This is a genomic window from Cytobacillus firmus, assembly GCF_023657595.1.
Classification (GTDB): domain Bacteria; phylum Bacillota; class Bacilli; order Bacillales; family Cytobacillaceae; genus Cytobacillus; species Cytobacillus firmus_B.
Genome location: NZ_CP098323.1, coordinates 3,729,655 through 3,750,139, shown reverse-complemented (window position 1 = coordinate 3,750,139; position 20,485 = coordinate 3,729,655). Strand labels below are relative to the sequence as shown.

At 40.6% G+C, this 20,485-nt stretch carries 23 protein-coding genes; 17 read left to right on the top strand and 6 right to left on the bottom strand.

Features of this window, described 5'->3' with window-relative positions; genetic code table 11:
* Positions 1 to 542: 542 nt before the first annotated feature.
* Complete coding sequence (gene sigK / locus NAF01_RS19030; protein ID WP_048010323.1) at positions 543 to 1,262, top strand: RNA polymerase sporulation sigma factor SigK; 720 nt, start codon at positions 543 to 545, stop codon at positions 1,260 to 1,262.
* 25 nt (positions 1,263 to 1,287) lie between these two features.
* On the opposite strand, the gene NAF01_RS19025 is transcribed toward sigK, so the two are convergent.
* Positions 1,288 to 2,253 carry a F510_1955 family glycosylhydrolase gene (locus tag NAF01_RS19025; protein ID WP_250800974.1) on the bottom strand — a complete coding sequence of 322 codons (966 nt, stop codon included), beginning with the start codon at positions 2,251 to 2,253 and terminating at the stop codon, positions 1,288 to 1,290.
* 444 nt (positions 2,254 to 2,697) lie between these two features.
* Between NAF01_RS19025 and NAF01_RS19020 the strand changes: the two genes are divergently transcribed.
* Together NAF01_RS19020 and NAF01_RS19015 are read left to right on the top strand one after the other, a co-directional pair.
* Complete coding sequence (locus tag NAF01_RS19020) at positions 2,698 to 2,850, top strand: hypothetical protein (protein WP_174749532.1); 153 nt, start codon at positions 2,698 to 2,700, stop codon at positions 2,848 to 2,850.
* A 122-nt stretch (positions 2,851 to 2,972) separates the two neighbouring features.
* Positions 2,973 to 4,772 carry a M3 family oligoendopeptidase gene (locus NAF01_RS19015; protein WP_250800973.1) on the top strand — a complete coding sequence of 600 codons (1,800 nt, stop codon included), beginning with the start codon at positions 2,973 to 2,975 and terminating at the stop codon, positions 4,770 to 4,772.
* Between the two features lie 38 nt (positions 4,773 to 4,810).
* Here NAF01_RS19015 and pssA read toward each other — a convergent pair whose 3' ends face one another.
* Complete coding sequence (pssA, locus tag NAF01_RS19010; protein WP_222497715.1) at positions 4,811 to 5,350, bottom strand: CDP-diacylglycerol--serine O-phosphatidyltransferase; 540 nt, start codon at positions 5,348 to 5,350, stop codon at positions 4,811 to 4,813.
* 270 nt (positions 5,351 to 5,620) lie between these two features.
* Here pssA and NAF01_RS19005 point away from each other — a divergent pair, with 270 nt between their 5' ends.
* Positions 5,621 to 6,397: a phosphatidylserine decarboxylase gene (locus NAF01_RS19005; protein WP_048010319.1), complete on the top strand. Its 777-nt coding sequence runs from the start codon at positions 5,621 to 5,623 to the stop codon at positions 6,395 to 6,397.
* A 70-nt stretch (positions 6,398 to 6,467) separates the two neighbouring features.
* Here the strand turns inward: NAF01_RS19005 and NAF01_RS19000 are convergent, their stop codons facing one another.
* The gene (locus NAF01_RS19000) at positions 6,468 to 6,608 is read right to left on the bottom strand and encodes a sporulation histidine kinase inhibitor Sda (RefSeq protein ID WP_035331211.1); all 141 of its coding nucleotides are present in this window, start codon (positions 6,606 to 6,608) and stop codon (positions 6,468 to 6,470) included.
* A 528-nt stretch (positions 6,609 to 7,136) separates the two neighbouring features.
* On the opposite strand from NAF01_RS19000, the gene NAF01_RS18995 reads away from it, so the two are divergent.
* From NAF01_RS18995 to NAF01_RS18960, 8 genes are read left to right on the top strand one after another with little or no spacing between them, the layout of a single operon-like run.
* Positions 7,137 to 7,652, top strand: coding sequence for a YqeG family HAD IIIA-type phosphatase (locus NAF01_RS18995; RefSeq protein WP_250800972.1), 516 nt, complete (start codon positions 7,137 to 7,139; stop codon positions 7,650 to 7,652).
* A 3-nt stretch (positions 7,653 to 7,655) separates the two neighbouring features.
* Positions 7,656 to 8,762, top strand: coding sequence for a ribosome biogenesis GTPase YqeH (gene yqeH / locus NAF01_RS18990; protein ID WP_197248207.1), 1,107 nt, complete (start codon positions 7,656 to 7,658; stop codon positions 8,760 to 8,762).
* A gap of 46 nt (positions 8,763 to 8,808) precedes the next feature.
* On the top strand, positions 8,809 to 9,648 hold the full coding sequence (gene aroE / locus NAF01_RS18985; RefSeq protein ID WP_250800971.1) for a shikimate dehydrogenase: 840 nt from the start codon (positions 8,809 to 8,811) through the stop codon (positions 9,646 to 9,648).
* Positions 9,642 to 9,932 carry a ribosome assembly RNA-binding protein YhbY gene (gene yhbY / locus NAF01_RS18980; RefSeq protein WP_048010315.1) on the top strand — a complete coding sequence of 97 codons (291 nt, stop codon included), beginning with the start codon at positions 9,642 to 9,644 and terminating at the stop codon, positions 9,930 to 9,932. The genes aroE and yhbY overlap by 7 nt, the downstream gene beginning before the upstream one ends.
* Before the next feature lie 39 nt (positions 9,933 to 9,971).
* A complete protein-coding gene (locus NAF01_RS18975; protein ID WP_250800970.1) occupies positions 9,972 to 10,541 on the top strand; it encodes a nicotinate-nucleotide adenylyltransferase in 570 nt (189 codons plus the stop codon).
* Positions 10,531 to 11,097, top strand: coding sequence for a bis(5'-nucleosyl)-tetraphosphatase (symmetrical) YqeK (yqeK, locus tag NAF01_RS18970; protein WP_250800969.1), 567 nt, complete (start codon positions 10,531 to 10,533; stop codon positions 11,095 to 11,097). The genes NAF01_RS18975 and yqeK overlap by 11 nt, the downstream gene beginning before the upstream one ends.
* 4 nt (positions 11,098 to 11,101) lie before the next feature.
* Positions 11,102 to 11,458, top strand: a complete 357-nt coding sequence (gene rsfS / locus NAF01_RS18965; RefSeq protein WP_048010312.1) for a ribosome silencing factor — start codon at positions 11,102 to 11,104, stop codon at positions 11,456 to 11,458.
* On the top strand, positions 11,455 to 12,204 hold the full coding sequence (locus NAF01_RS18960; protein WP_197248203.1) for a class I SAM-dependent DNA methyltransferase: 750 nt from the start codon (positions 11,455 to 11,457) through the stop codon (positions 12,202 to 12,204). Before rsfS ends, NAF01_RS18960 begins: the two co-directional genes overlap by 4 nt.
* 68 nt (positions 12,205 to 12,272) lie before the next feature.
* Here the strand turns inward: NAF01_RS18960 and comER are convergent, their stop codons facing one another.
* Positions 12,273 to 13,097, bottom strand: coding sequence for a late competence protein ComER (gene comER / locus NAF01_RS18955; protein WP_197248201.1), 825 nt, complete (start codon positions 13,095 to 13,097; stop codon positions 12,273 to 12,275).
* An 88-nt stretch (positions 13,098 to 13,185) separates the two neighbouring features.
* Between comER and NAF01_RS18950 the strand changes: the two genes are divergently transcribed.
* The 3 genes from NAF01_RS18950 (at position 13,186) to NAF01_RS18940 (ending at position 16,883) form a co-directional block, all read left to right on the top strand.
* Positions 13,186 to 13,818 carry a helix-hairpin-helix domain-containing protein gene (locus NAF01_RS18950; RefSeq protein ID WP_250800968.1) on the top strand — a complete coding sequence of 211 codons (633 nt, stop codon included), beginning with the start codon at positions 13,186 to 13,188 and terminating at the stop codon, positions 13,816 to 13,818.
* A 102-nt stretch (positions 13,819 to 13,920) separates the two neighbouring features.
* Positions 13,921 to 14,484, top strand: a complete 564-nt coding sequence (locus NAF01_RS18945; RefSeq protein WP_250800967.1) for a ComE operon protein 2 — start codon at positions 13,921 to 13,923, stop codon at positions 14,482 to 14,484.
* Between the two features lie 71 nt (positions 14,485 to 14,555).
* On the top strand, positions 14,556 to 16,883 hold the full coding sequence (locus NAF01_RS18940) for a DNA internalization-related competence protein ComEC/Rec2 (RefSeq protein ID WP_250800966.1): 2,328 nt from the start codon (positions 14,556 to 14,558) through the stop codon (positions 16,881 to 16,883).
* 126 nt (positions 16,884 to 17,009) lie between these two features.
* Here NAF01_RS18940 and NAF01_RS18935 read toward each other — a convergent pair whose 3' ends face one another.
* Positions 17,010 to 17,144 carry a YqzM family protein gene (locus NAF01_RS18935; RefSeq protein ID WP_035331183.1) on the bottom strand — a complete coding sequence of 45 codons (135 nt, stop codon included), beginning with the start codon at positions 17,142 to 17,144 and terminating at the stop codon, positions 17,010 to 17,012.
* A 298-nt stretch (positions 17,145 to 17,442) separates the two neighbouring features.
* Here NAF01_RS18935 and holA point away from each other — a divergent pair, with 298 nt between their 5' ends.
* A complete protein-coding gene (gene holA / locus NAF01_RS18930; protein WP_048010306.1) occupies positions 17,443 to 18,474 on the top strand; it encodes a DNA polymerase III subunit delta in 1,032 nt (343 codons plus the stop codon).
* 295 nt (positions 18,475 to 18,769) lie between these two features.
* On the opposite strand, the gene rpsT is transcribed toward holA, so the two are convergent.
* The gene (gene rpsT / locus NAF01_RS18925; RefSeq protein WP_035331179.1) at positions 18,770 to 19,036 is read right to left on the bottom strand and encodes a 30S ribosomal protein S20; all 267 of its coding nucleotides are present in this window, start codon (positions 19,034 to 19,036) and stop codon (positions 18,770 to 18,772) included.
* A gap of 260 nt (positions 19,037 to 19,296) precedes the next feature.
* On the opposite strand from rpsT, the gene gpr reads away from it, so the two are divergent.
* Complete coding sequence (gene gpr / locus NAF01_RS18920) at positions 19,297 to 20,424, top strand: GPR endopeptidase (protein ID WP_048010305.1); 1,128 nt, start codon at positions 19,297 to 19,299, stop codon at positions 20,422 to 20,424.
* The last annotated feature ends 61 nt before the right edge of the window (positions 20,425 to 20,485 follow it).

Sequence of the window (20,485 nt, the reverse complement as noted above, 5' to 3'; positions counted from 1 at the left end):
CGTAATGGGATTAGTTGTGTGCGGTACTGTCGGCTGCATCATTTCTGCTGAGGTAAGCGTAATAGAGTAATATGAAATATAAAAAAAAGGACTGACTTCTGGATTGAGAAGTCAGTCCTTTTTGTTAGGGTAAATCCAGAGAAATAGGACAATTCCAGAAACTGCGAGCAATATCAGCAAGGTCTTTAAAGAAAAACCTTCAAAAATAAACTTTGCAAGGCTGTCAAGAAAAACAATAAAAAATACGAGGGCTAAAATTATTCTCTGACCATTCAAATTATCAAGACCTCTTTCTTCCTGATTATTTATATAACTTGAAACGGAGCTATGTATACCGCATGCAGGCGATAAAAATCATACCATGAATAATTATATCCTATCATCATAGCGAAAAGCTTTATTGAAGGACTATTGGCTGAAAAAATGAGGGACGGAATTTTTTCTGAGGAAATTATCTGAATTGGACAGACAAAAACAACTCCATCCATACATAGGAATTAGTTATAGGCATTTTTGAACGCATTATAAGCGGGGGTGGAACGATGTCCGGTATTTTAACTGCACTCGGGTTTTTGGTTAAGGAGATAGTGTTTCTTGTATCTTATGTAAAAAATAATGCATTTCCTCAACCGCTGTCTCCTGCAGATGAAAAGAAATACCTGCGTTTGATGGCTGCTGGCGATTCGCATGCCCGTAATATGCTTATTGAACATAATCTAAGGCTCGTTGCCCATATTGTAAAGAAATTCGAAAATACAGGAGAGGATTCTGAGGATCTGATTTCAATAGGGACAATCGGACTGATAAAGGCCATCGAGAGCTATTCGGAAGGGAAAGGCACAAAGCTTGCCACCTATGCAGCCCGCTGTATTGAGAATGAGATACTGATGCACTTACGGGCACTGAAGAAGACTAAAAAAGATGTATCCCTTCATGATCCTATTGGGCAGGACAAAGAAGGCAATGAAATATCTCTTATTGATGTTCTTAAGTCGGAATCTGAGGATGTTATTAATACGATTCAGCTAAATATGGAGCTGGAAAAAGTGAAGGAGTATATTGATGTTTTAGATGACAGAGAAAAAGAAGTCATTGTCGGCAGGTTCGGACTTGACCTGCAAAAAGAAAAAACACAAAGAGAAATAGCCAAAGAGCTTGGCATATCAAGAAGTTATGTCTCCAGAATTGAAAAGAGAGCATTAATGAAAATGTTTCATGAGTTTTATCGGGCGGAAAAAGAAAAAAGGAAAAGTAACAGCTAAAGGGACAGTTTGACTGTCCCTTTAGTTATTTAATTCTGCCGTTTTTCAATAGGAGCTTCCAGTTCTCACTGCTGTCTGCAGATTCATATACATCTTTTAGATAAGTTGAAACAGCAAGCTTTCCGTCAGATTTATGTTCGGCAGCAATGTATGTAATAGGGTTGTCATAGCTGAGAAAAGGGATTTTAACCTGTGAGTTTTCCATCGTTTTAAGATCAATTTTGCTCATTTGGACCTTTTCCTGATCTGCATAGGCATAATACAAGCTGTTTTCCGTAAATGCGAGGGCTGTAGCCATAATTGGCTCAGATACTAACTTTACAGTTTCCCCTTTATCCTGTGAGTAAAAGATGCCGCTTCTTGTTGACATGGCCATGATTTCAGGATTAGTTGGATGTGCCGCAATCATACCAAGTGTGTCGGCCTCAAGTCCTTTTAAGCTGACTGGATCCCATGTTTTTCCTGCGTCCTGAGAGCGGTATACACCTGCCTTGAGTTCATCGTTATTTTCCTGATTGATCATATAGATTAGATTGGTATTATAGCCTGCAGCTAGAAAAGGAAAGGAACTTGTTCCGTTAAAAGCCAGTTTCTTGAAAGAGGCTCCTTTATCTGTACTTTTCACAATTCCAAGAGGTTTTTTTATAACGGAATTCTTATCAGGATGGCCGCTGACAATAAATCCATCTTTGACAGCCTGAAATCCCATATAGTCATGGTTAAGAGAAGTCGTCTCGTGCCAAATGCCATCTTTAAAAAATTTTAAGCCTTCGCTGGATGAAAGGTAAAGTCCGGCATCATTTCCGGGATATCCAATTCCTTGAATATGCTCGATTTGCTGAGCTGAGGCCTCAATAATAGTATAATCAGTCGCTTCTGAAGTTTTATTTGAAGGTTCATCAGCAGTTTTCTTACTTTGCTCATCCTCCACAGAACAGCCGGCAGTGAGCAATAAAAGGAGAACCGCCAAAATCGTTCTGCCATGTTTCATTCGTTTCACTCCAATCCATAACTTTCAATGGTTATAATTATCGATGTCATTATATAGTATTTCAGCAAAAAATAAAAAACCCTTGCCTGTGGAAGGGTTCAAATTAATGGCTACCTGTTATGAGTGAAGAAAAAACTTATTTCTCTCCAGATACTTGATATCGGAAAGGTGTTTTGTCATTTTGCCTGACCCCTTACAGGCAGGGCAGGTTTTCTTTATGAATTTACATGCTGTTATGCTGCCAGTGCCTTTGCATTTTTTGCAGATTGAGATAATCTTCATTTAACACTCCTCCCATAAAATTCCTTCTAGTATATTCTATGAATTATTCTAATAGAGGTGCTAAGAAAACATCATTTTAAACCGTGATTTAGTACAAAAGCCTAAGCGATTGTCCATTATATACATATCTTAGTAATAGAAGGCGAAGGGAGGTAATTGGTTATGCCTTATGGTTATGGCGGTTATCCTGTTCCCCCTCCTTATCCATGCGGTTATTATGGTGGAGGCGGTTTCTGGCTGGCCCTCGCAGTTGTCCTGCTGATCTTGCTGCTTGTTTTTGGGGGATTTGCTTATTATGGCGGCTATTTCAGGTAGCGATAACCAGCAATTGGCTCATATCTTAGGATATGGGCTCCTTTTATGTGTTATTTTATAGAAATTTCGGAAAAATCAAGGTATAATATTTCTGCAGCCGAAACTTTTTAAGGGGGGATTATATGACTGCAACAGCATATTCGTCCGTGTGGGATTTAGATGTTTTTTTTAAGGGTGGAAGCGACTCAGCTGAATTTAAACAGCATTTACAGGAAACAAGAAAACATATTGATTCATTTTCTAATCTAATACATAATTGGGAGCCTTCTAACTCAGCTGAAGATGCCGATGAAATAAGTAAAATTATTGAGCTGTTTCAGCAGACGGCAAGAAAAGTGCGCCAGGCCGGAGCTTTTGTCAGCTGTCTTCAGGCACAAAATACCGAAGACAAAAAAGCGAAAGACCTTAGAGGCGCAACTACTGAATTGAGTGCAGGTTTTCAAAACGCTTTGACTGTATTTGATCAGAAGCTGGCAAGTTTAGATCACGGTGCATGGGAGCAAATAATAGATGATCAAGATTTAAATGAACTCTCATTTGTATTAAGCGAGCGCCGCGAAAAAGCCTCAGAAAGGCTTTCGCAGGAGGAAGAGACTGTCATTAATGCTCTTGCTGTTGATGGTTACCACGGATGGGGCCAGATGTATGACGTAATAGTAGGAAACATAAAGATTCCATGCAATGAAAATGGGGAGATAAAACAGCTGTCAGTTGGGCAGGCTGCCAATAAGTTTTCTAGCCCTGACCGAAAGTTGCGCAAGGAAGTTTTTGATAATTGGGAAAAGTCATGGAACAGCCAGTCTGACTATCTATCCAAGACTCTAAATCACTTAGCCGGCTTTAGATTAAATGTATATAAATTAAGAGGCTGGGATGACTTTCTTAAGGAACCGCTGGATTTAAACAGGATGAAAAAAGAAACCCTGGAGACAATGTGGGGGGTAATTTCCCGAAATAAAGCACCTCTTGTTCAATATTTGGAGAGAAAGGCAAAGCTTTTAGGTTTAGAGAAATTAAGCTGGTATGACCTGGATGCGCCGCTCTCCGAGTCAGAAACGAAATTATCCTATCAGGAAGGCGCAGAATTTATCCTTGAGCAGTTTGCCCAATTCGGAGAAGAGATGACCTCCTTTTCTAAAAAAGCCTTTGAAGAAAAGTGGATTGAAGCTGAGGACCGTCCAGGAAAGGCGCCAGGCGGTTTTCATACTTACTTTCCTGAAGACAGCCAATCAAGAATCTTTATGACATACTCAGGGACACCATCCAATGTTTCTACCCTTGCACATGAACTCGGGCATGGTTTTCATACATATGCAATGAGAGATCTCCATTTGCTGAATCGAAATTATGCCATGAATGTTGCAGAGACAGCTTCTACTTTTGCAGAAATGATTGTCTCTGATGCCGCAGTGAAAAAAGCAGGGTCAGAAGAAGAGAAGCTGGCACTATTAGAAGATAAAGTACAAAGATCTGTTGCACTGCTAATGAATATCCATGCGCGATTCCTGTTTGAAACCAGATTCTATGAAGAAAGAAAACAGGGGAATGTGAGTGCCGAACGTCTGAATGACATCATGGAGGCAGCCCAAAAAGAGGCTTATGGCGACGCGCTTGATGAGTATCATCCGTCCTTCTGGGCTTCAAAACTGCATTTCTTTATTACTGGCGTGCCATTCTATAATTTCCCATATACTTTTGGGTATTTATTCTCGCTCGGAATCTATGCACAGGCACTAAAAGAAGGGAAAGGATATGAAGAAAAATATATAGCATTATTAAAGGATACTGCATCGATGACAGTTGAAGATTTAGCGATGAAGCATTTAAATGCTGATTTAACCAAGCCTGAGTTCTGGGAAAGTGCCGTGCAATTATGCATGGATGATGTGGAAGAGTTCCTGGCATTAACAGGAGATAAATAAAATATAGAAGCCGCGCTCTTATTTTGAGCACGGCTTTTTTACATTTTTTTCAGCCTGAAAGGGCTTATCATTAAAATTGAAAGTATCAGCATTATGAAAAGGAATATAGGTGAAGGCCAATACGGGACAGCCAGAAAACATAAAGTGGCGAGGCATCCGGAAGCTGTTATTGGCAGGCCTGTAAAATAGCCGTTATTCTCACTAATGTTAAAACGGGCGAGCCGCAAAGCTCCACATCCTATATATAGAGCAGTCAGGAAGGCGCCGGGTGCCCCGAATGCATAAAGTACTCCCATGTAAAGGAGCAGTGCAGGTGCAACTCCAAACGAAATAATGTCACTCATCGAATCCAGCTGCTTTCCTAATTCAGATTCAATATTCATTTTCCTTGCTGCCATCCCATCAAATCGGTCAGCAAGAGCTGCGATAAAGATCAGCAGCACACTCAATTTCAAATTGTCATTAATAGAAAACAAAATAGCAAAGCACCCTAAGAATAAGTTAGACAGAGTTAAGATATTGGCAGTCTGAGCCTTTAGCTTCTTAATGGTTAAATCAAGAACATCCTGAGAAAACATATCGAACACTCCTTGCAACGGGGAATCACAGCTTGCAGACTTTAGGAAGTTTTTCTAACAGCTATGTGTAAATGTCTTCTGGCAAATGGGAACTATCGGGAAGGGCGGAAAAAGAAGTAATCTGCAAATTTACTGAAGCTAATAATAAAAAAAGCGCCAAATCTGAGGAAGTCTATGGCAAACTTAGTTTTATATGTTATATAATAATATTTTATTCTATGCTTTTTATGCCTGTTCGTAAAGAACATATTTAGTTAGGGGGCATTTCCTTTGTTAAAACCTGTATATCGACTGCTGATTGAATTGACAAATGGAAGATGGACATCCGGTATACTTCAGAAATTTGCACAATCAAGTTTAAGCAGGAGGGTCATTCCTTCATTTTCAAGAATTTATAATATTAATGAGAGTGAAATGGAAAAAAAACTGCATGAATATCCAACACTTCATGAGTTTTTCATTAGAAAGCTGAAGGAAGGGGCACGAGTAACCGATGAGAGCCCTGATTCAGCAGTAAGTCCTGTAGATGCTGTAATCGAAGATATTGGGGATATCCGGGAGGATCGTATAATTACAGTAAAGGGGAAGAACTATTCCATCTCTGAGATGCTTGGTGCAAATAAAGCAGGGAAATATGCAGGCGGCACTTACATGATCTTTTATTTAAGTCCGAGCCACTACCACAGGATACACAGCCCGGTCACTGGAAAAGTAGCAGATCAATGGATTCTGGGGTTAAAATCTTTTCCGGTTAACAAATGGGGTTTAAAATATGGAAGAGAAACGCTTTCTAAGAATTTCCGGAGCATAACTGAAGTAAAGCATGGTGATTCAGCAATCGCAATTGTGAAGGTGGGTGCTATGTTTGTAAATTCCATCGAACTGACCCATGAAGGGGACCAGCTTGAAAAAGGAAAGGAAATGGCCTATTTTACATTTGGCTCTACCGTCATTCTCTTATTTGAGAAGGGGAAATTCCAGCTTGAAAAGTCAATTAAGACTCCTGCTCATATTAAAGTAGGAGAGCGGATTGGAACTCTATTGTGATTGTGCAGGCCAATTGTTCCGGTTTTAAATATGTAGAATAAAAAAAGCCCTATTCAGGGCTTGTCCATTTTTAGGATGTAACTTTTATTCTGTTTGATAGTGAACGACGGTGGATTTCTGTTTCAATTAAACGGATGAAGTCTTTGCTTAGCTGCAGTTCCTTTGCCTTATAATAGGATTCGATTAATAATTCATCTGACAGTTTACGCATTCCTGTCCCACCTCCAGGTCCTTGATATTTCAGTTCTAAAAGAATTATTTTATACATATAATGTAAGATTTTATGTTGTACCCCTACTCTAGCAAATTAAAACGATTAGAACAACTGTTCTCTTATCCACAGGAAACCGTGGATAACCTGTGATTATTTTGTTTATAAAAAGGGAAAAAGTATTAAAATCATATGGGATTATGTGCATAAAGTTATCCACAGGTGTGAGGAGCAGTTGATTTTTGTCGAAAAATTTTTATTTTAAGGGTGAATAACAACTATTCCGTGGAAATTTACTGAGTTTTGAGTGTCTTTCCCCATTTTGTGGAACCGTATAAAATAGAACTGCCTGATTGTATCCGTCATTCTTTATTTTGAAAGAGCGGGTGAAATTGGGTATGATGAAATCGGTGTTTTATCAAGTGAAAGGCTGCAGACCCTAATTGTCATTAAAGACGGGGAACTAGTTGAGGGCAGCAGAAACATTTTTGCCGGAAAATATGAATAAATGATTGAGGTGTAAATATAGTGTTAAAGCAATTTTTGCCTAATCAGCATGTTAAAAGTATTTTTGAAATAACTCCACACAGTTTACAGGAAAAAGGAGTTAAAGGGATAATCACGGACCTGGATAACACTCTAGTCGAATGGGACAGGCCGAATGCAACACCGAAGCTGATTAGCTGGTTTGAAGAAATGAAGCAAAGCAACATCAAGGTTACCATTGTGTCTAATAATAATGAAAATCGTGTAAAGGCTTTTTCCGATCCCCTTGATATTCCGTTTATTTATCAGGCTAGAAAGCCAATGGGCAGTGCCTTCCGGAGAGCTCTATCCGAAATGGGGCTGAGAAAAGAAGAAACAGTAGTGATTGGAGACCAATTGCTGACTGACGTGCTGGGAGGAAACAGAAGCGGTTTCCATACTATTTTGGTCGTACCTGTAGCTCAAACTGACGGATTTGTTACGAAATTTAACCGTCTGGTGGAGAGACGGATTTTAAATTGGTTCAGAAAAAAAGGAATGATTCAGTGGGAGGATTAAAAAGTGAGTGAAGAACAATTTGTTTGCATAGGCTGTGGAGTAAAAGTTCAGGCAGATAACCCTGATGAGTTGGGTTATGCTCCTCAATCAGCTCTGCAGAAGGAAACAATTATTTGCCAGCGCTGTTTCAGGCTGAAGCATTATAATGAAGTTCAGGATGTAAGCTTGACTGATGATGATTTTCTGAAGATCCTGAATGAAATTGGACAAAGTGATGCACTTATTGTGAAGATTGTGGACATTTTTGATTTTAACGGCAGCTGGCTTCCAGGTCTTCACCGTTTTGTGGGCAGCAATAAAATCCTGCTTGTTGGAAACAAAGTTGACCTGCTTCCAAAGTCCGTGAAGACAAACAAGCTGATTAACTGGATGAAGCAGGAATCAAAACAGCTGGGGCTGAAACCGGAAGAGGTTTATCTGGCTAGTGCTGCAAAAGGGTACTCCATTAATGAAATTGCAGCAGCCATCGATCATTATCGGGAAGGAAAAGACGTTTATGTAGTAGGATGTACTAATGTAGGTAAATCCACTTTCATCAATCGTATATTAAAAGAAGTAACAGGTGAGGGAGATGTCATCACTACTTCCCACTTCCCAGGAACGACTCTTGATATTATCGAGATACCTCTATCTGACGGAAAGGCTTTAGTGGATACACCAGGTATAATTAACCATCATCAGATGGCCCATTATGTAGATAAAAGGGATTTAAAGGTGATAACACCTAAAAAGGAAATTAAGCCTAAGGTTTACCAGCTGAATGAAGAGCAGACTCTGTTTTTTGGCGGACTGGCCAGGTTTGATTACATTGCTGGCGGCCGGCGGTCATTTGTTTGCCATTTCTCCAATGACTTAACTATTCACCGCACCAAAACAGAAAAGGCGGATGAGCTATATGAGAATCATGCGGGAGAAATGCTTACGCCGCCAAGAATAGAGCAGATGGAAACCTTCCCGGAGCTTGTGAAACATGAATTCACAATAAAAGACCCGAAAACGGATATAGTATTTTCAGGACTTGGCTGGATAACGGTAAATGAGGGCGGGGCCAAAGTAGCTGCATATGTTCCCAAAGGTGTCCATGCCATGATAAGGAAGTCTTTAATTTAGGCTGTGTCTTGCATTTGCTTACGCTTTTCAAAAGGGGTGAGGATTTTTGAAAAAGCTGTTTGGAGTGATTGGGGATCCAATTTCCCATTCAATGTCCCCTGCTATGCACAATGAATTATTTAAGATTTACAATATTGATGCACATTATCAGCCATTTCATGTATCCAGGGGAAATCTGAATGACGCTATTAAAGGGTTCAGGGCAATCGGCATTGCGGGATTTAATGTTACAGTACCCCATAAGGAGGCTATCATTCCTCTTTTAGATGAATTGGATCCTCTTGCTGAGGCAATTGGGGCAGTTAATACAGTGGTCAATCAGGAAGGTAAGCTAATTGGCTGCAATACGGATGGAAGCGGATTTGTAAAAGGCCTGCTGAATCAAAACCAATCAATTAATGACAAAAAGGTTCTGATAGTGGGGGCAGGCGGGGCTGCGAGAGCCATTTATTTTACAATTGCTAAAGAAGCCCCGGAGCTTCTGGACATTTGCAATCGGACTCCAGAAAGGGCAGAACAGATTTTGAATGATTGCCCTTTTGAGGTTCCTTCTCGTGTGCTGAACCGGCAGAAAGCAGAGGAAAGTCTGGAAACATACGATTTAATTGTTCAGACTACATCAATTGGAATGCATCCGGACATTGGCCAAAGCCCGCTTTCGGTACATAAGCTTAAGCCTGGAGCCTTTGTCAGTGATATCATTTATAATCCGCTGCAAACCAGGATTTTAAAGGAAGCTGCCGTAAAGGGCGCCGGAATTCAGAATGGTATTGATATGTTTGTGTATCAGGGGGCTCTTGCTTTTGAAATGTGGACTGGCATTGGGCCGGACATTGAAAGAATGAGACAAAAGGTTTTAAATCAGCTGGGAGGATTATTATGCTAACAGGAAAGCAAAAGCGTTTATTGCGATCAAAAGCGCACCATTTAAACCCTATTTTCCAAGTGGGAAAGGGCGGGGTTAATGAAAACATGATTAAGCAAGTAGGAGAAGCACTGGAAGCCCGTGAGTTATTAAAGGTTTCAGTCCTTCAAAACTGTGAAGAAGACAGAGATACGGTAGCACAGCAGCTGTCAGAAGGCACGAAGGCTGATGTTGTCCAAATCATCGGAAATATAATTGTTTTATACAAAGAATCAAAAGAAAACAAACAAATCAACTTGCCGTAAGCTTCGGGGAAATTAAACTGAATGTATGGAGGAGTGTAAATGGAAAAGGTAGGCATACTTGGAGGGACCTTTAATCCGCCTCATTTAGGCCATCTCATTATTGCAAATGAGGTAATGTCTTCCCATGGTTTGGATGAAGTATGGTTTATGCCGAACCATGAGCCTCCCCATAAAAAGAGGTCAGACAATGTCAGCAGCCGTGATCGAATAGAAATGCTGAAACTGGCATTGCAGAATCATCCTGGCTTTAAATTGGAGTTGATTGAGCTGGAACGGGAAGGTCCTTCATTTACCTACGATACGATCAGGATTTTGAAGGAACACTATCCTCAAAAGCAATTTTATTTTATTATTGGAGCTGACATGGTTGAATACTTGCCCAAGTGGCATAACATTGACAAACTTCTTGAATTGATTACCTTTATAGGAGTAAGGCGGCCAACTTACAATTTGCAGACTCCGTATCCGATTCTTTATGCTGACGTTCCTGAAATGGGAATCTCCTCAAGTATGATCAGAAGCCGTGTAAAGGAAGGCGGTACTGTACGATATCTGGTACCGGATTCTATAAGGAGTTATATAAAGGAGAATCATTTATATGAATCGTGAAACAGCTCTGGATATTGTAAAGGAGCAGCTGACAGAACATCGCTACCTTCATACAGTCGGAGTGATGGAAACAGCCATTAAACTTGCAGAGAAATATGGCGCTGATAGTAAGAAAGCTGAATTGGCAGCCATTTTTCATGATTATGCTAAGTTCCGCCCTAAGGAAGAAATGAGGGAAATTATCATTAAGGAAGGTATGCCAGCCGAGCTTTTGGATTACAATAGTGAACTTTGGCATGCTCCTGTCGGTGCTTTTTTGGCTGAGAAAGAAGCGGGAATCCATGATAAAGAGGTACTGGATGCAATAAGATATCATACTTCTGGGAGACCGGGAATGGCACTTCTTGAAAAGATCATTTATCTTGCAGATTATATTGAACCTGGAAGGCATTTTCCGGGAGTTGACGAAGTGCGTGATTTAGCACAGACGAACTTGAACAAGGCTTTAATAAAATCTGTTCAAAATACCATCATGTTTTTAATGAAAAAAGGGCAGCCTGTATTTCCGGCTTCCTTCAAAACTTATAATGACCTTGTAATGAATAAGGAGGATTGATCAAATGAAAGAAAATACTATGCTGATGACGGCAGTAAAAGCAGCGGATGATAAACGTGCAGAAGATATAACGGTTCTTAATATGAAGGGAATTTCCCTGATTTCTGACTACTTTGTTATTTGCCACGGAAACTCTGATAAACAAGTGCAGGCCATTGCTCGGGAAATGAAAGAAAAATCAGAAGAACACGGGTTTACGGTTAAGCGAATGGAAGGCTTTGATGAAGCAAGGTGGATTCTGGTTGATATGGGTGATATTGTTGCACATATTTTCCATAAGGATGAAAGAAGCTACTATAATCTGGAAAGACTCTGGGGGGATGCCCCGGTCGAAAACGTTCAGGGCATTCTTAACCAATGAGCTACGGAAAGTTCGCTTATCTCTATGACAGGCTGATGGAAGATGTTCCTTATGACAGCTGGATTAAATTGGTCAATGAAAAGCATGCGGAATTTAATGTTTCAGGCAAACAATTACTGGATCTTGCATGCGGCACAGGACAGCTTTCCATAAGGTTAAGTGAACAGGGCTATAATGTAACCGGTGTGGATTTATCAGAGGATATGCTGGCTGTAGCTCAATCAAAGGCGGAGCAGAAAGGTCTGAAAATCCCCTTTTACCTGCAGAACATGGCAGAGCTTGTAGGGTTTAGTGAATTTGATATTATTGGCATCTTTTGTGATTCTCTGAATTATCTGGAGACAGAATCAGATGTGAAGAACACTTTCCGGCGGGTCCATAGCTATTTAAAAAACGATGGTCTATTTATTTTTGATGTTCATTCCATTTATAAAATTATGCAGATATTTATGAACCAGACCTTTGCTGAAAATGACGAGGAAATTTCATATATCTGGCACAGCTTTCAGGGCGAATACCCCAATTCTGTAGAGCATGATCTTTCATTTTTTGTTCTGGACGCAGAAACAGGAAAGTATGACCGCTATGACGAACTTCATTTGCAGCGCACTTATCCTATTGATCAATATAAAAGCTGGCTTGAGGAATGCGGTTTTGACCTTGTTGACGTTTCAGGAGATTTTAAAGAAGGACCGCCAGACACCCAGGCTGAACGAATCATTTTTATTGCAAAGAAAAGACACTAAAAAAAACAGCCGGTTTCTCGGCTGTTTTTTTTTAATAGTGAAGGATTATTTCCATTAACGTCGAATAGCTAGTGGAGAGAATACTGCTTTTTTACTTCGACAAGATCTTCGTCAAACTTGGAATGTGTCGCCTGGAATAAGTGTTCAAATACACTGCCGAGCTCGCTTTCAAGAATTTTAATTCCCTCTCCTGTAATTCCTCCTTTGACACACACCTTTTCCTGCAATGTAGGCAATGTATAAAAACCTTTTTTCAGTAATTCCCCAAGCCCGATCAGCATTTCTCCTGCAAGCTTTGTAGCTGTTTCATTATCAATCTCCGTTTCCGCAACTGCCGCATTGATGAAGCGCTGTGTCAAGTAGCTGAAAAAGGCAGGTCCGCAGCTGACAATATCCGAAGAAACCCTGGTAATCGCTTCCTCTATAAAGACAGGTGTGGAGATGCTTTCAAAAAGCTTGTTAAGTTCCCCTTTCCATTGTTTGCTGCACTGCTCACCGAATGATAATAATGACACCCCTGATAAGGCCCGGTTAGTAATGCTTGGAATCGCCCTCGCTGCTGAGCAAGGCACAATTGATTCAAGCTGTTGTACACTAATAGGGCTGGTTATGGACACAACACATTTATCTTCTGACAGGAACGGCAAAATATCCTGAACGACATTATATACATCATGAGGCTTTACACAAATAAAGATCAGCGAAGAACGATGAGCAGCCTCTCTTGCATTATTTACAACGGTAATTTCCTGATGTGTTTCTTTTATTTCCTTCGCTTTTGCCACTGTCCGATTGGTTATAGTCATGGAGGCCGGGGAAACGGCTCCTCCATCCAGGAAGGCCTCGGTCAAAATTCTCCCCATATTACCTGTGCCAATGATTCCGATTTTCAATGCTATATCCCTCCTTTAAAAGCAGGCTCTCTCATATAACGATATGTATCAAAAAAACATTTATTCCAAAAAGAAAGGATGATCCATAGTGCCCGAATGGATAAAAATCTATAAATTTTACTTTGCAGGAGGTGCGATTGCATTGGCTGCACTCCTCTATCATATTTTAATGCCCGTTCAGGAGACTGAAGCATTTCCTGAGATTGAACAGTCAATTTCTTTGAACGGAGAAGAAGGTAAAGAAAAAGCAGGTGATATGCAGGCTGAACAGGTGCCACTGGCGATGAAAGCAGATATTAAAGGAGCAGTAGAAAAGCCGGGAGTGTATGAAGCAGAAGAGGGTGAAAGGGTGATAGACCTGCTGGAAAAAGCAGGGGGACTGACAGCAAAAGCCGATAGCACTAAAATTAATTTTGCCCTGAAAATTACAGATGAAATGGTGATATATGTTCCGAAAGAGGGTGAAATTCTTGAGGAGACCCGGGCGGGAGCCGGAAATGGCGAGGTTAAAGGACAGCAGGATAGCGGAAAGGTAAATTTAAACGGGGCGGATGAAACAGAATTGCAGACATTGCCGGGAATTGGCCCCTCTAAGGCTGCAGTGATAATTGAACACCGCGATACAAATGGACCCTTTAAGAATATTGAGGATTTGAAATTAATATCAGGGATAGGGGAAAAAACTTTTGAAAAACTCAAAGAGCATATTAGTGTAAACTAATTTCATTCCATTGACCTGCACAAGCTTGAGGCTTACACTTATTGAGAGAAAAAGATATATTTTAATTCAGGGCATACAAGCCTGTGTAAAGGGGAGAGACAGATGGACCGGATTTCCTGGAACCAATATTTTATGGCACAAAGCCATTTGCTTGCTTTGAGGAGCACATGTACAAGACTTGCGGTCGGAGCAACCATTGTAAGGGATAAGAGAATCATTGCAGGAGGCTATAATGGATCAATTGCCGGCGGTGAACATTGTGTTGATGAAGGCTGCTATGTTATTGATAACCATTGTGTCAGGACCATTCATGCGGAAATGAATGCGATTTTACAGTGTGCAAAATTTGGGGTGCCGACAAGTGATGCAGAAATATATGTAACTCATTTTCCGTGCCTTCAATGCTGCAAAGCAATTATTCAGGCGGGAATTAAAACAGTTTACTACGCACAGGACTATAAAAATCATCCTTATGGAATTGAACTCTTTGAGAAGGCTGGTGTGAAATCTGTCCAGGTGGCGGCCGAAAAAGTATCCTTCGATGACAGCATACAGGAAAAACGTGATTTTATAGAGGATTTAATCAATGAGCTTGAAAAAAGCGGTAAAGATCAGGACATTATGAAAGGCTATAAAGAAAAAAAGGACAAGCTTTTTCAAAATTAATCCATTGAAGAAGCAGCACCTTCAATGATAAGGTGCTGCTTCCCTTCAAAAAAACTAAAGGAGCAAATGATATGAAAGGCAGATGGATCTACGCAGCTGCTGCCTCACTTCTGGGAAATTTGACATCATTACTTCATCCGGCAATTGCTGTCATTTTTTCTCTTCTTGCCCTTTTCCTTTTAAAAAGGAATATCTTGACTAAACAGAACATGACCATCCTGATTTTGATTTACCTTTCCTTAATCATAAGGAGTGAATTAGCGGCAGAATATCACAGGACAAGTCTTACAGGAAATGAGGGTGATTTTGAAATTACCCTGTCAGAATCAGTGAAGATAGATGGGGACCTTCTCACAGTCCTAATTGAATTGACCGAAAAAAAGGAAAAGCTGGCTGCCAGGTATAAGATTAAATCCGAAGCAGAACAAAAAATCCTTTCAGACCATCTGAGGATAGGCATGACATGCCGGGTTAATGGCACCTTACAGACTCCTCCAACATCTACAAATCCTAATTCCTTCAGCTACAAGGATTACTTAAACCACAATAGTATCTTTTGGATCCTCGAATTGGAACAGTTAAACCTCTCTGATTGCACCTACAATAAAAGCCGCATCACATTACCTATTTTAAAAATGAGGGAGATGGGCACAAAACATATTTTAGAGCATTTCCCTGAACAGACAGCTCCGCTTTCAATCGCACTTGTCTTCGGCGATCGGAGTTTTATTGATGAGAATATTGTCGCTTCTTATCAGAAAATCGGAATTATCCATTTGCTTGCAATATCCGGACTTCATGTAGGAATGCTTGCTGGTATGTTTTTTCTTGCAGGAGTACGTGCCGGGATCACCAGAGAAAAAATGACCAGTATCCTAATAATGGTTTTGCCGGTATATGCAATACTTACAGGTGCTGCACCGTCTGTACTGCGGGCTGTGTTTATGATGCTTCTGGTTTTACTGGCAAAGAAGCTGAAGGCCCCTATTCAATTAGCTGATGTTATCTCCATTGTGTTTGCCGGCTATCTTTTTATCTCCCCTTTTATTATCTATAATGCGGGGTTTCAGCTGTCTTTTGCTGTGGCCTTATCGCTTATTCTCTCAGCTCCTGCCATACTCAAAAAATTCACTCATCCTCTCGCTGCACTCCTGTCTGTTTCTCTTATTTGCCAGATAGCGGCCATTCCTATCCTCCTTTGGCATTTTTATGAGGTATCGATTATTTCCATAATTGCCAATCTGATCTTTGTGCCTTTGTATTCTTCCATAGTCCTGCCTGTTGTATTAATTTTATTTATTTTTGATTTATTAACAGGAGGAAGGGCAGATTTCTTACTTCATGTATTGGAAAAAATGATCGTTTTTCTTAATTGGATTGCTGAAATGCTTTCCGCCATTCCTAATTCGACCCTTATTCTTGGCAGGCCATCCCCTTTAAATCTGATTATATATCTTCTGCTCATTCCCGCATTCTTTGCCGGCTGGGAAAGGTCAAAAAACAAAAAAGCTATTATTAAGAACGGTGTGCTTCCTGTTCTTGCGATAGTAATTCATTATTTTGTAAATGTGCTTACACCAGCTGGTGAGATTACATTTATTGATGTTGGGCAGGGGGACAGCATCCTGATAAAGCTTCCGTATGGGAGAGGGAATTATTTGATAGATGCAGGAGGTGCGCCTATGTTTGAGACAGAGGAATGGAAGATGCGAAGCGACCCATATGAAACAGGAAAGGACACAGTAGTGCCTTTTCTGAAAAGCAAAGGGATCAGTAAAATAGATAAACTTTTTCTCACTCACGGGGATATGGACCACATTGGCGGAGCATCAGCTGTTCTGAGGGAAATGAAGGTAAAGTCTGTTGTGTTTCCACATGGAGCTGAGTTCTCGGAGGCTGAAAAGGATTTGGTTGTACAGGCTAAAAATAACAAAAGTGAAATTTTCTTCATTAAAGCCGGAGATAGCTGGCTCATAGGAGATTCCGTATTTCGAGTTTTGTCCCCGTTTGGCGGGGAGATGGGGGACGGTGTTGGCAAAAATGATGGATCTATTGTCCTTTTTGCCAAAATTGGAGGGTTAAACTGGCTGTTTACCGGAGATTTGGAGGAACAGGGGGAAGGTCAGCTCATAAAGTCTTATCCCAAGTTGAGAGCTGATGTATTGAAAATCGCACATCATGGAAGCAAAACCTCCTCAACAGATTTATTTCTTGCTGGATTGAAGCCGCGGATTGGCGTTATTTCTGCAGGCAGGAACAACAGGTATGGGCATCCTCATAATGATGTAATGAGAAGGATGAATGACTATAATGTCAAAGTATTGAGAACCGATAAGCAAGGGGCAATTACCTATTTTTTTAAAGGGGATTCAGGAACCTTTTCAGTGCAGCTTCCATAGTATATGTTAGAAAGCATCAGCTTCCAAACTTGATAATGCTTCATCGGAATTCCGTCCAAAAAAAAGAGGCTGCTGAGGCAGCCTCAATGTGTCAGCAGTATTGTGACACATTACTGTATGTAGCCATTAAGCTCCTAAAAATTTAATGACTGTAGCAATAATAAATAACGTTGCGAAGAAACCGAATGATACGATGAATCCTACACCAGAGTCGATTGCATCATTACGTTTGCTTTGGACGTTCTTTTCAAATTCGTTCACAGTCTACCCCTCCTATTTCCTATATAGTATAAGTCATTCAAATGAAAAAATCTAGAGTTCGCCTGCCCTTTTCCTGCATTAGCAGGAGTTGTCACAAATATGACGAAACATCATGGGAATAATAACTAACAAAGGTGCACCGCAGCTTCCTGAGTTTCCCGGGCCTCAAGGATGCAGCGTTCTATATAGATTGGAAATTGGCGTTCATGTGGGCGCCAATTTCTTATGTCTTGTCAAATTGCCATCGCTTCTTTAGGATATATAGTGAATATATTGTTTGGCGAACGGAGAGAAGAAATTGGTTTTTGATATTTGGAACAGAATTAAAGCGAAAAGTTTTGCTCCTATTTATTTATTATACGGAACAGAACCTTATCTTATAAACGAAACGAAGCAGCTTCTGATCAGCAATGTGCTAAGTGAAGAAGAAGCTGATTTTAATTTATCCTCTTATGACCTTGAGGAAACCCCCATTGATACAGCGCTTGAAGATGCGGAGACATTTCCTTTTATGGGTGAAAGAAGACTGATCTTTTTACATAACCCGGTTTTTTTAACGTCAGAGAAATCGAAAGCTAAACAGGAGCATAACCTGGCTAAGCTTGAAGCCTATATTAAAGAACCTGCTCCATATTCAGTGGTGGTATTTTCCTCATCGGCAGAAAAACTCGATGATCGGAAAAAAATAACCAAACAATTGAAAAAAACGGCTGCAGTCCTTGAAGCCAAGAAATTAAATGAAGGTGAATTGAAAGCCTGGATCAGGGAAAGGGCAGCATTAAACGGTGTGCAGATTGATGAATCGGCTGTTGAGCTGATTTTGACATTGGCAGGCGCCAACCTGTTTATTCTGACCAACGAGATCGATAAATTAGCCCTATATGCGAATGACACAAAGCGGATAGATGAACAAATGGCAGAAAAAATGGTATCACGGTCTTTAGAGCAAAACATTTTTTCCCTTGTGGATAAGGTGGTTCACCGCAAAATAGAAGAAGCCCTGAGAATTTATTATGATTTATTAAAGCAAAACGAAGAGCCAATTAAGATTTTATCTGTTATTACAGGGCAGTTCAGACTGATTTATCAGGTGAAGGAGCTTGCCAGGAGAGGCTACGGCCAGCAGCAGATTGCCGGCTATTTAAAGATTCATCCTTTCCGGGTGAAGCTGGCGGCCGGACAGGCTCAACTGTTTGCAGATGAAGAACTGGCAGCGATCATAAGCTTGCTTGCTGATGCGGATTATCAAATGAAAACAGGGGGCATGAATAAAACCATGCTGATTGAAATGTTCCTGTTTCGTCTGCAAAGTCAGGCGCTCAGAAAATAGAAAAGCGGAAGTGCCTTGCCCGAAATGTGGAGGCGACTGCTCAGGGACGACAAGCATAAGACGAGCCCTGCAAGAAGGTGTTCTTTCCTTCTGGAAGGGATTAGGCTGGTCTTTCGTCCCTAGGAGCCGAAACAAGACAAGCTTGTGACCTTGAGGGGGTAGGCGCTGGAGCTAGACAGTTCTCGAAGTACAAAGTTATAAATTCTGATTACATAAAAAAAGCGGTCCGCAATTTGGACCGCTTTTTTATGTAAAATAAAAGGCTATCCCTTAAGATAGCCGATATCTTTAAACATTACGCATTTAAAGAGTTCATTTTTTTCATTAAACGAGACTTTTTACGGGCAGCAGCATTTTTGTGGATAAGACCTTTTGCAGCAGCTTTGTCCAGTTTACGAGCAGCATCAGCGAAAGATTCAGTTGCAGCAGCAGAATCGTTGTTTACGATTGCAGCATCAACCTTCTTAACAGCTGTACGCATTGCTGATTTAACAGTAGCGTTTTGAGCGTTGCGAGCTTCGCTAGTTTTAACACGCTTGATAGCAGATTTAATGTTTGGCATTCCATTCACCTCCTGAAAAAGCATCGAGATTCTATAACTCGACATTCACGTTCATTAACAAATTCAGAACAAGTGATATTTTATCAAACACAGGGGCATAATGCAATACTCTGTACTTAAAATTACTGAAGGATAAATCGGGAAGTTCATTCTTTTTCTGCATGTTTTTGCATTTTAAAGGCAAAGATAGTATATATCTGAATTTTAGTAATTTGTCTGTTTTTTTCCAACCTAATAAGCTGAGATTGTGAGGGATACATGTGAAGGAATCCATAGATTTAAGCCAGTACTCAGTTCGAACGGATCTTGCCATTGAAGCCAGGGAAATGGTGATTTCCGGCAGGCAGAAAGACAATGTTCACGAGCAGGAGAATCTTTCCCAAATAGAAGGCGTCATAATTAAAGAAAAAGAAGAAAACGATATTAAAATTTCCTTTGTTGAAGTAACAAAGGAAGGAGCAGAAGCATTAGGAAAAAAAGAGGGCAAATATCTTACCCTCGAAGTGACGGGCATACGCCAGCAGGATACGGAGCTTCAGCACAAAGTGGAGACTGTATTTGCAAGTGAATTTTCCCAATTTATAAAGCAGCTGGGCATTAATGAAAATGCATCCTGTTTAATTGTCGGACTGGGCAATTGGAATGTCACTCCCGACGCATTGGGGCCGCAAGTCTGCGAAAATCTGCTTATTACAAGACATCTCTATCAGCTGCAGCCTGAAAGCGTAGAAGAAGGCTACCGGCCGGTCAGTGCTATTTCTCCAGGGGTTATGGGCCTGACAGGAATTGAAACAAGTGACATTATTCATGGCATTGTTGAAAAAACAAAGCCCGACTTTGTCATTGCGATTGATGCTCTTGCTTCCCGATCAATTGAAAGAGTCAATTCTACTATTCAAATTTCGGATACAGGGATTCACCCTGGTTCTGGTGTAGGGAATAAACGAAAAGAAATAAGCAAAGAAACTTTAGGAATACCTGTCATAGCGATTGGCATCCCAACAGTTGTTGATGCCGTATCCATAACAAGCGATACAATTGATTACATCCTGAAGCATTTCGGCAAGGAAATGAAAGAAGGCGGCCGTCCATCACGTGCCTTGGCTCCTGCAGGAATGACTTTTGGAGAGAAGAAAAAGCTGACAGATGAGGACCTCCCGGAAGAGCATCATAGAAAAACCTTTCTTGGCATGATCGGAACCTTGCCTGAAGAGGAGAAGCGGAAGCTTATTTATGAAGTTCTGTCTCCTTTGGGTCACAACCTTATGGTGACGCCAAAGGAAGTGGATGTATTTATTGAAGATATGTCAAACTTAATTGCCAACGGTTTGAACGCAGCGCTCCACCAGAAAGTGAATCAGGATAATGCCGGATTTTATACAAGATAGAAAATATCCTGTTCTATCTTCTCTAGCAAAGTCATAACATTTACTAGACTAGCAAGGAGAG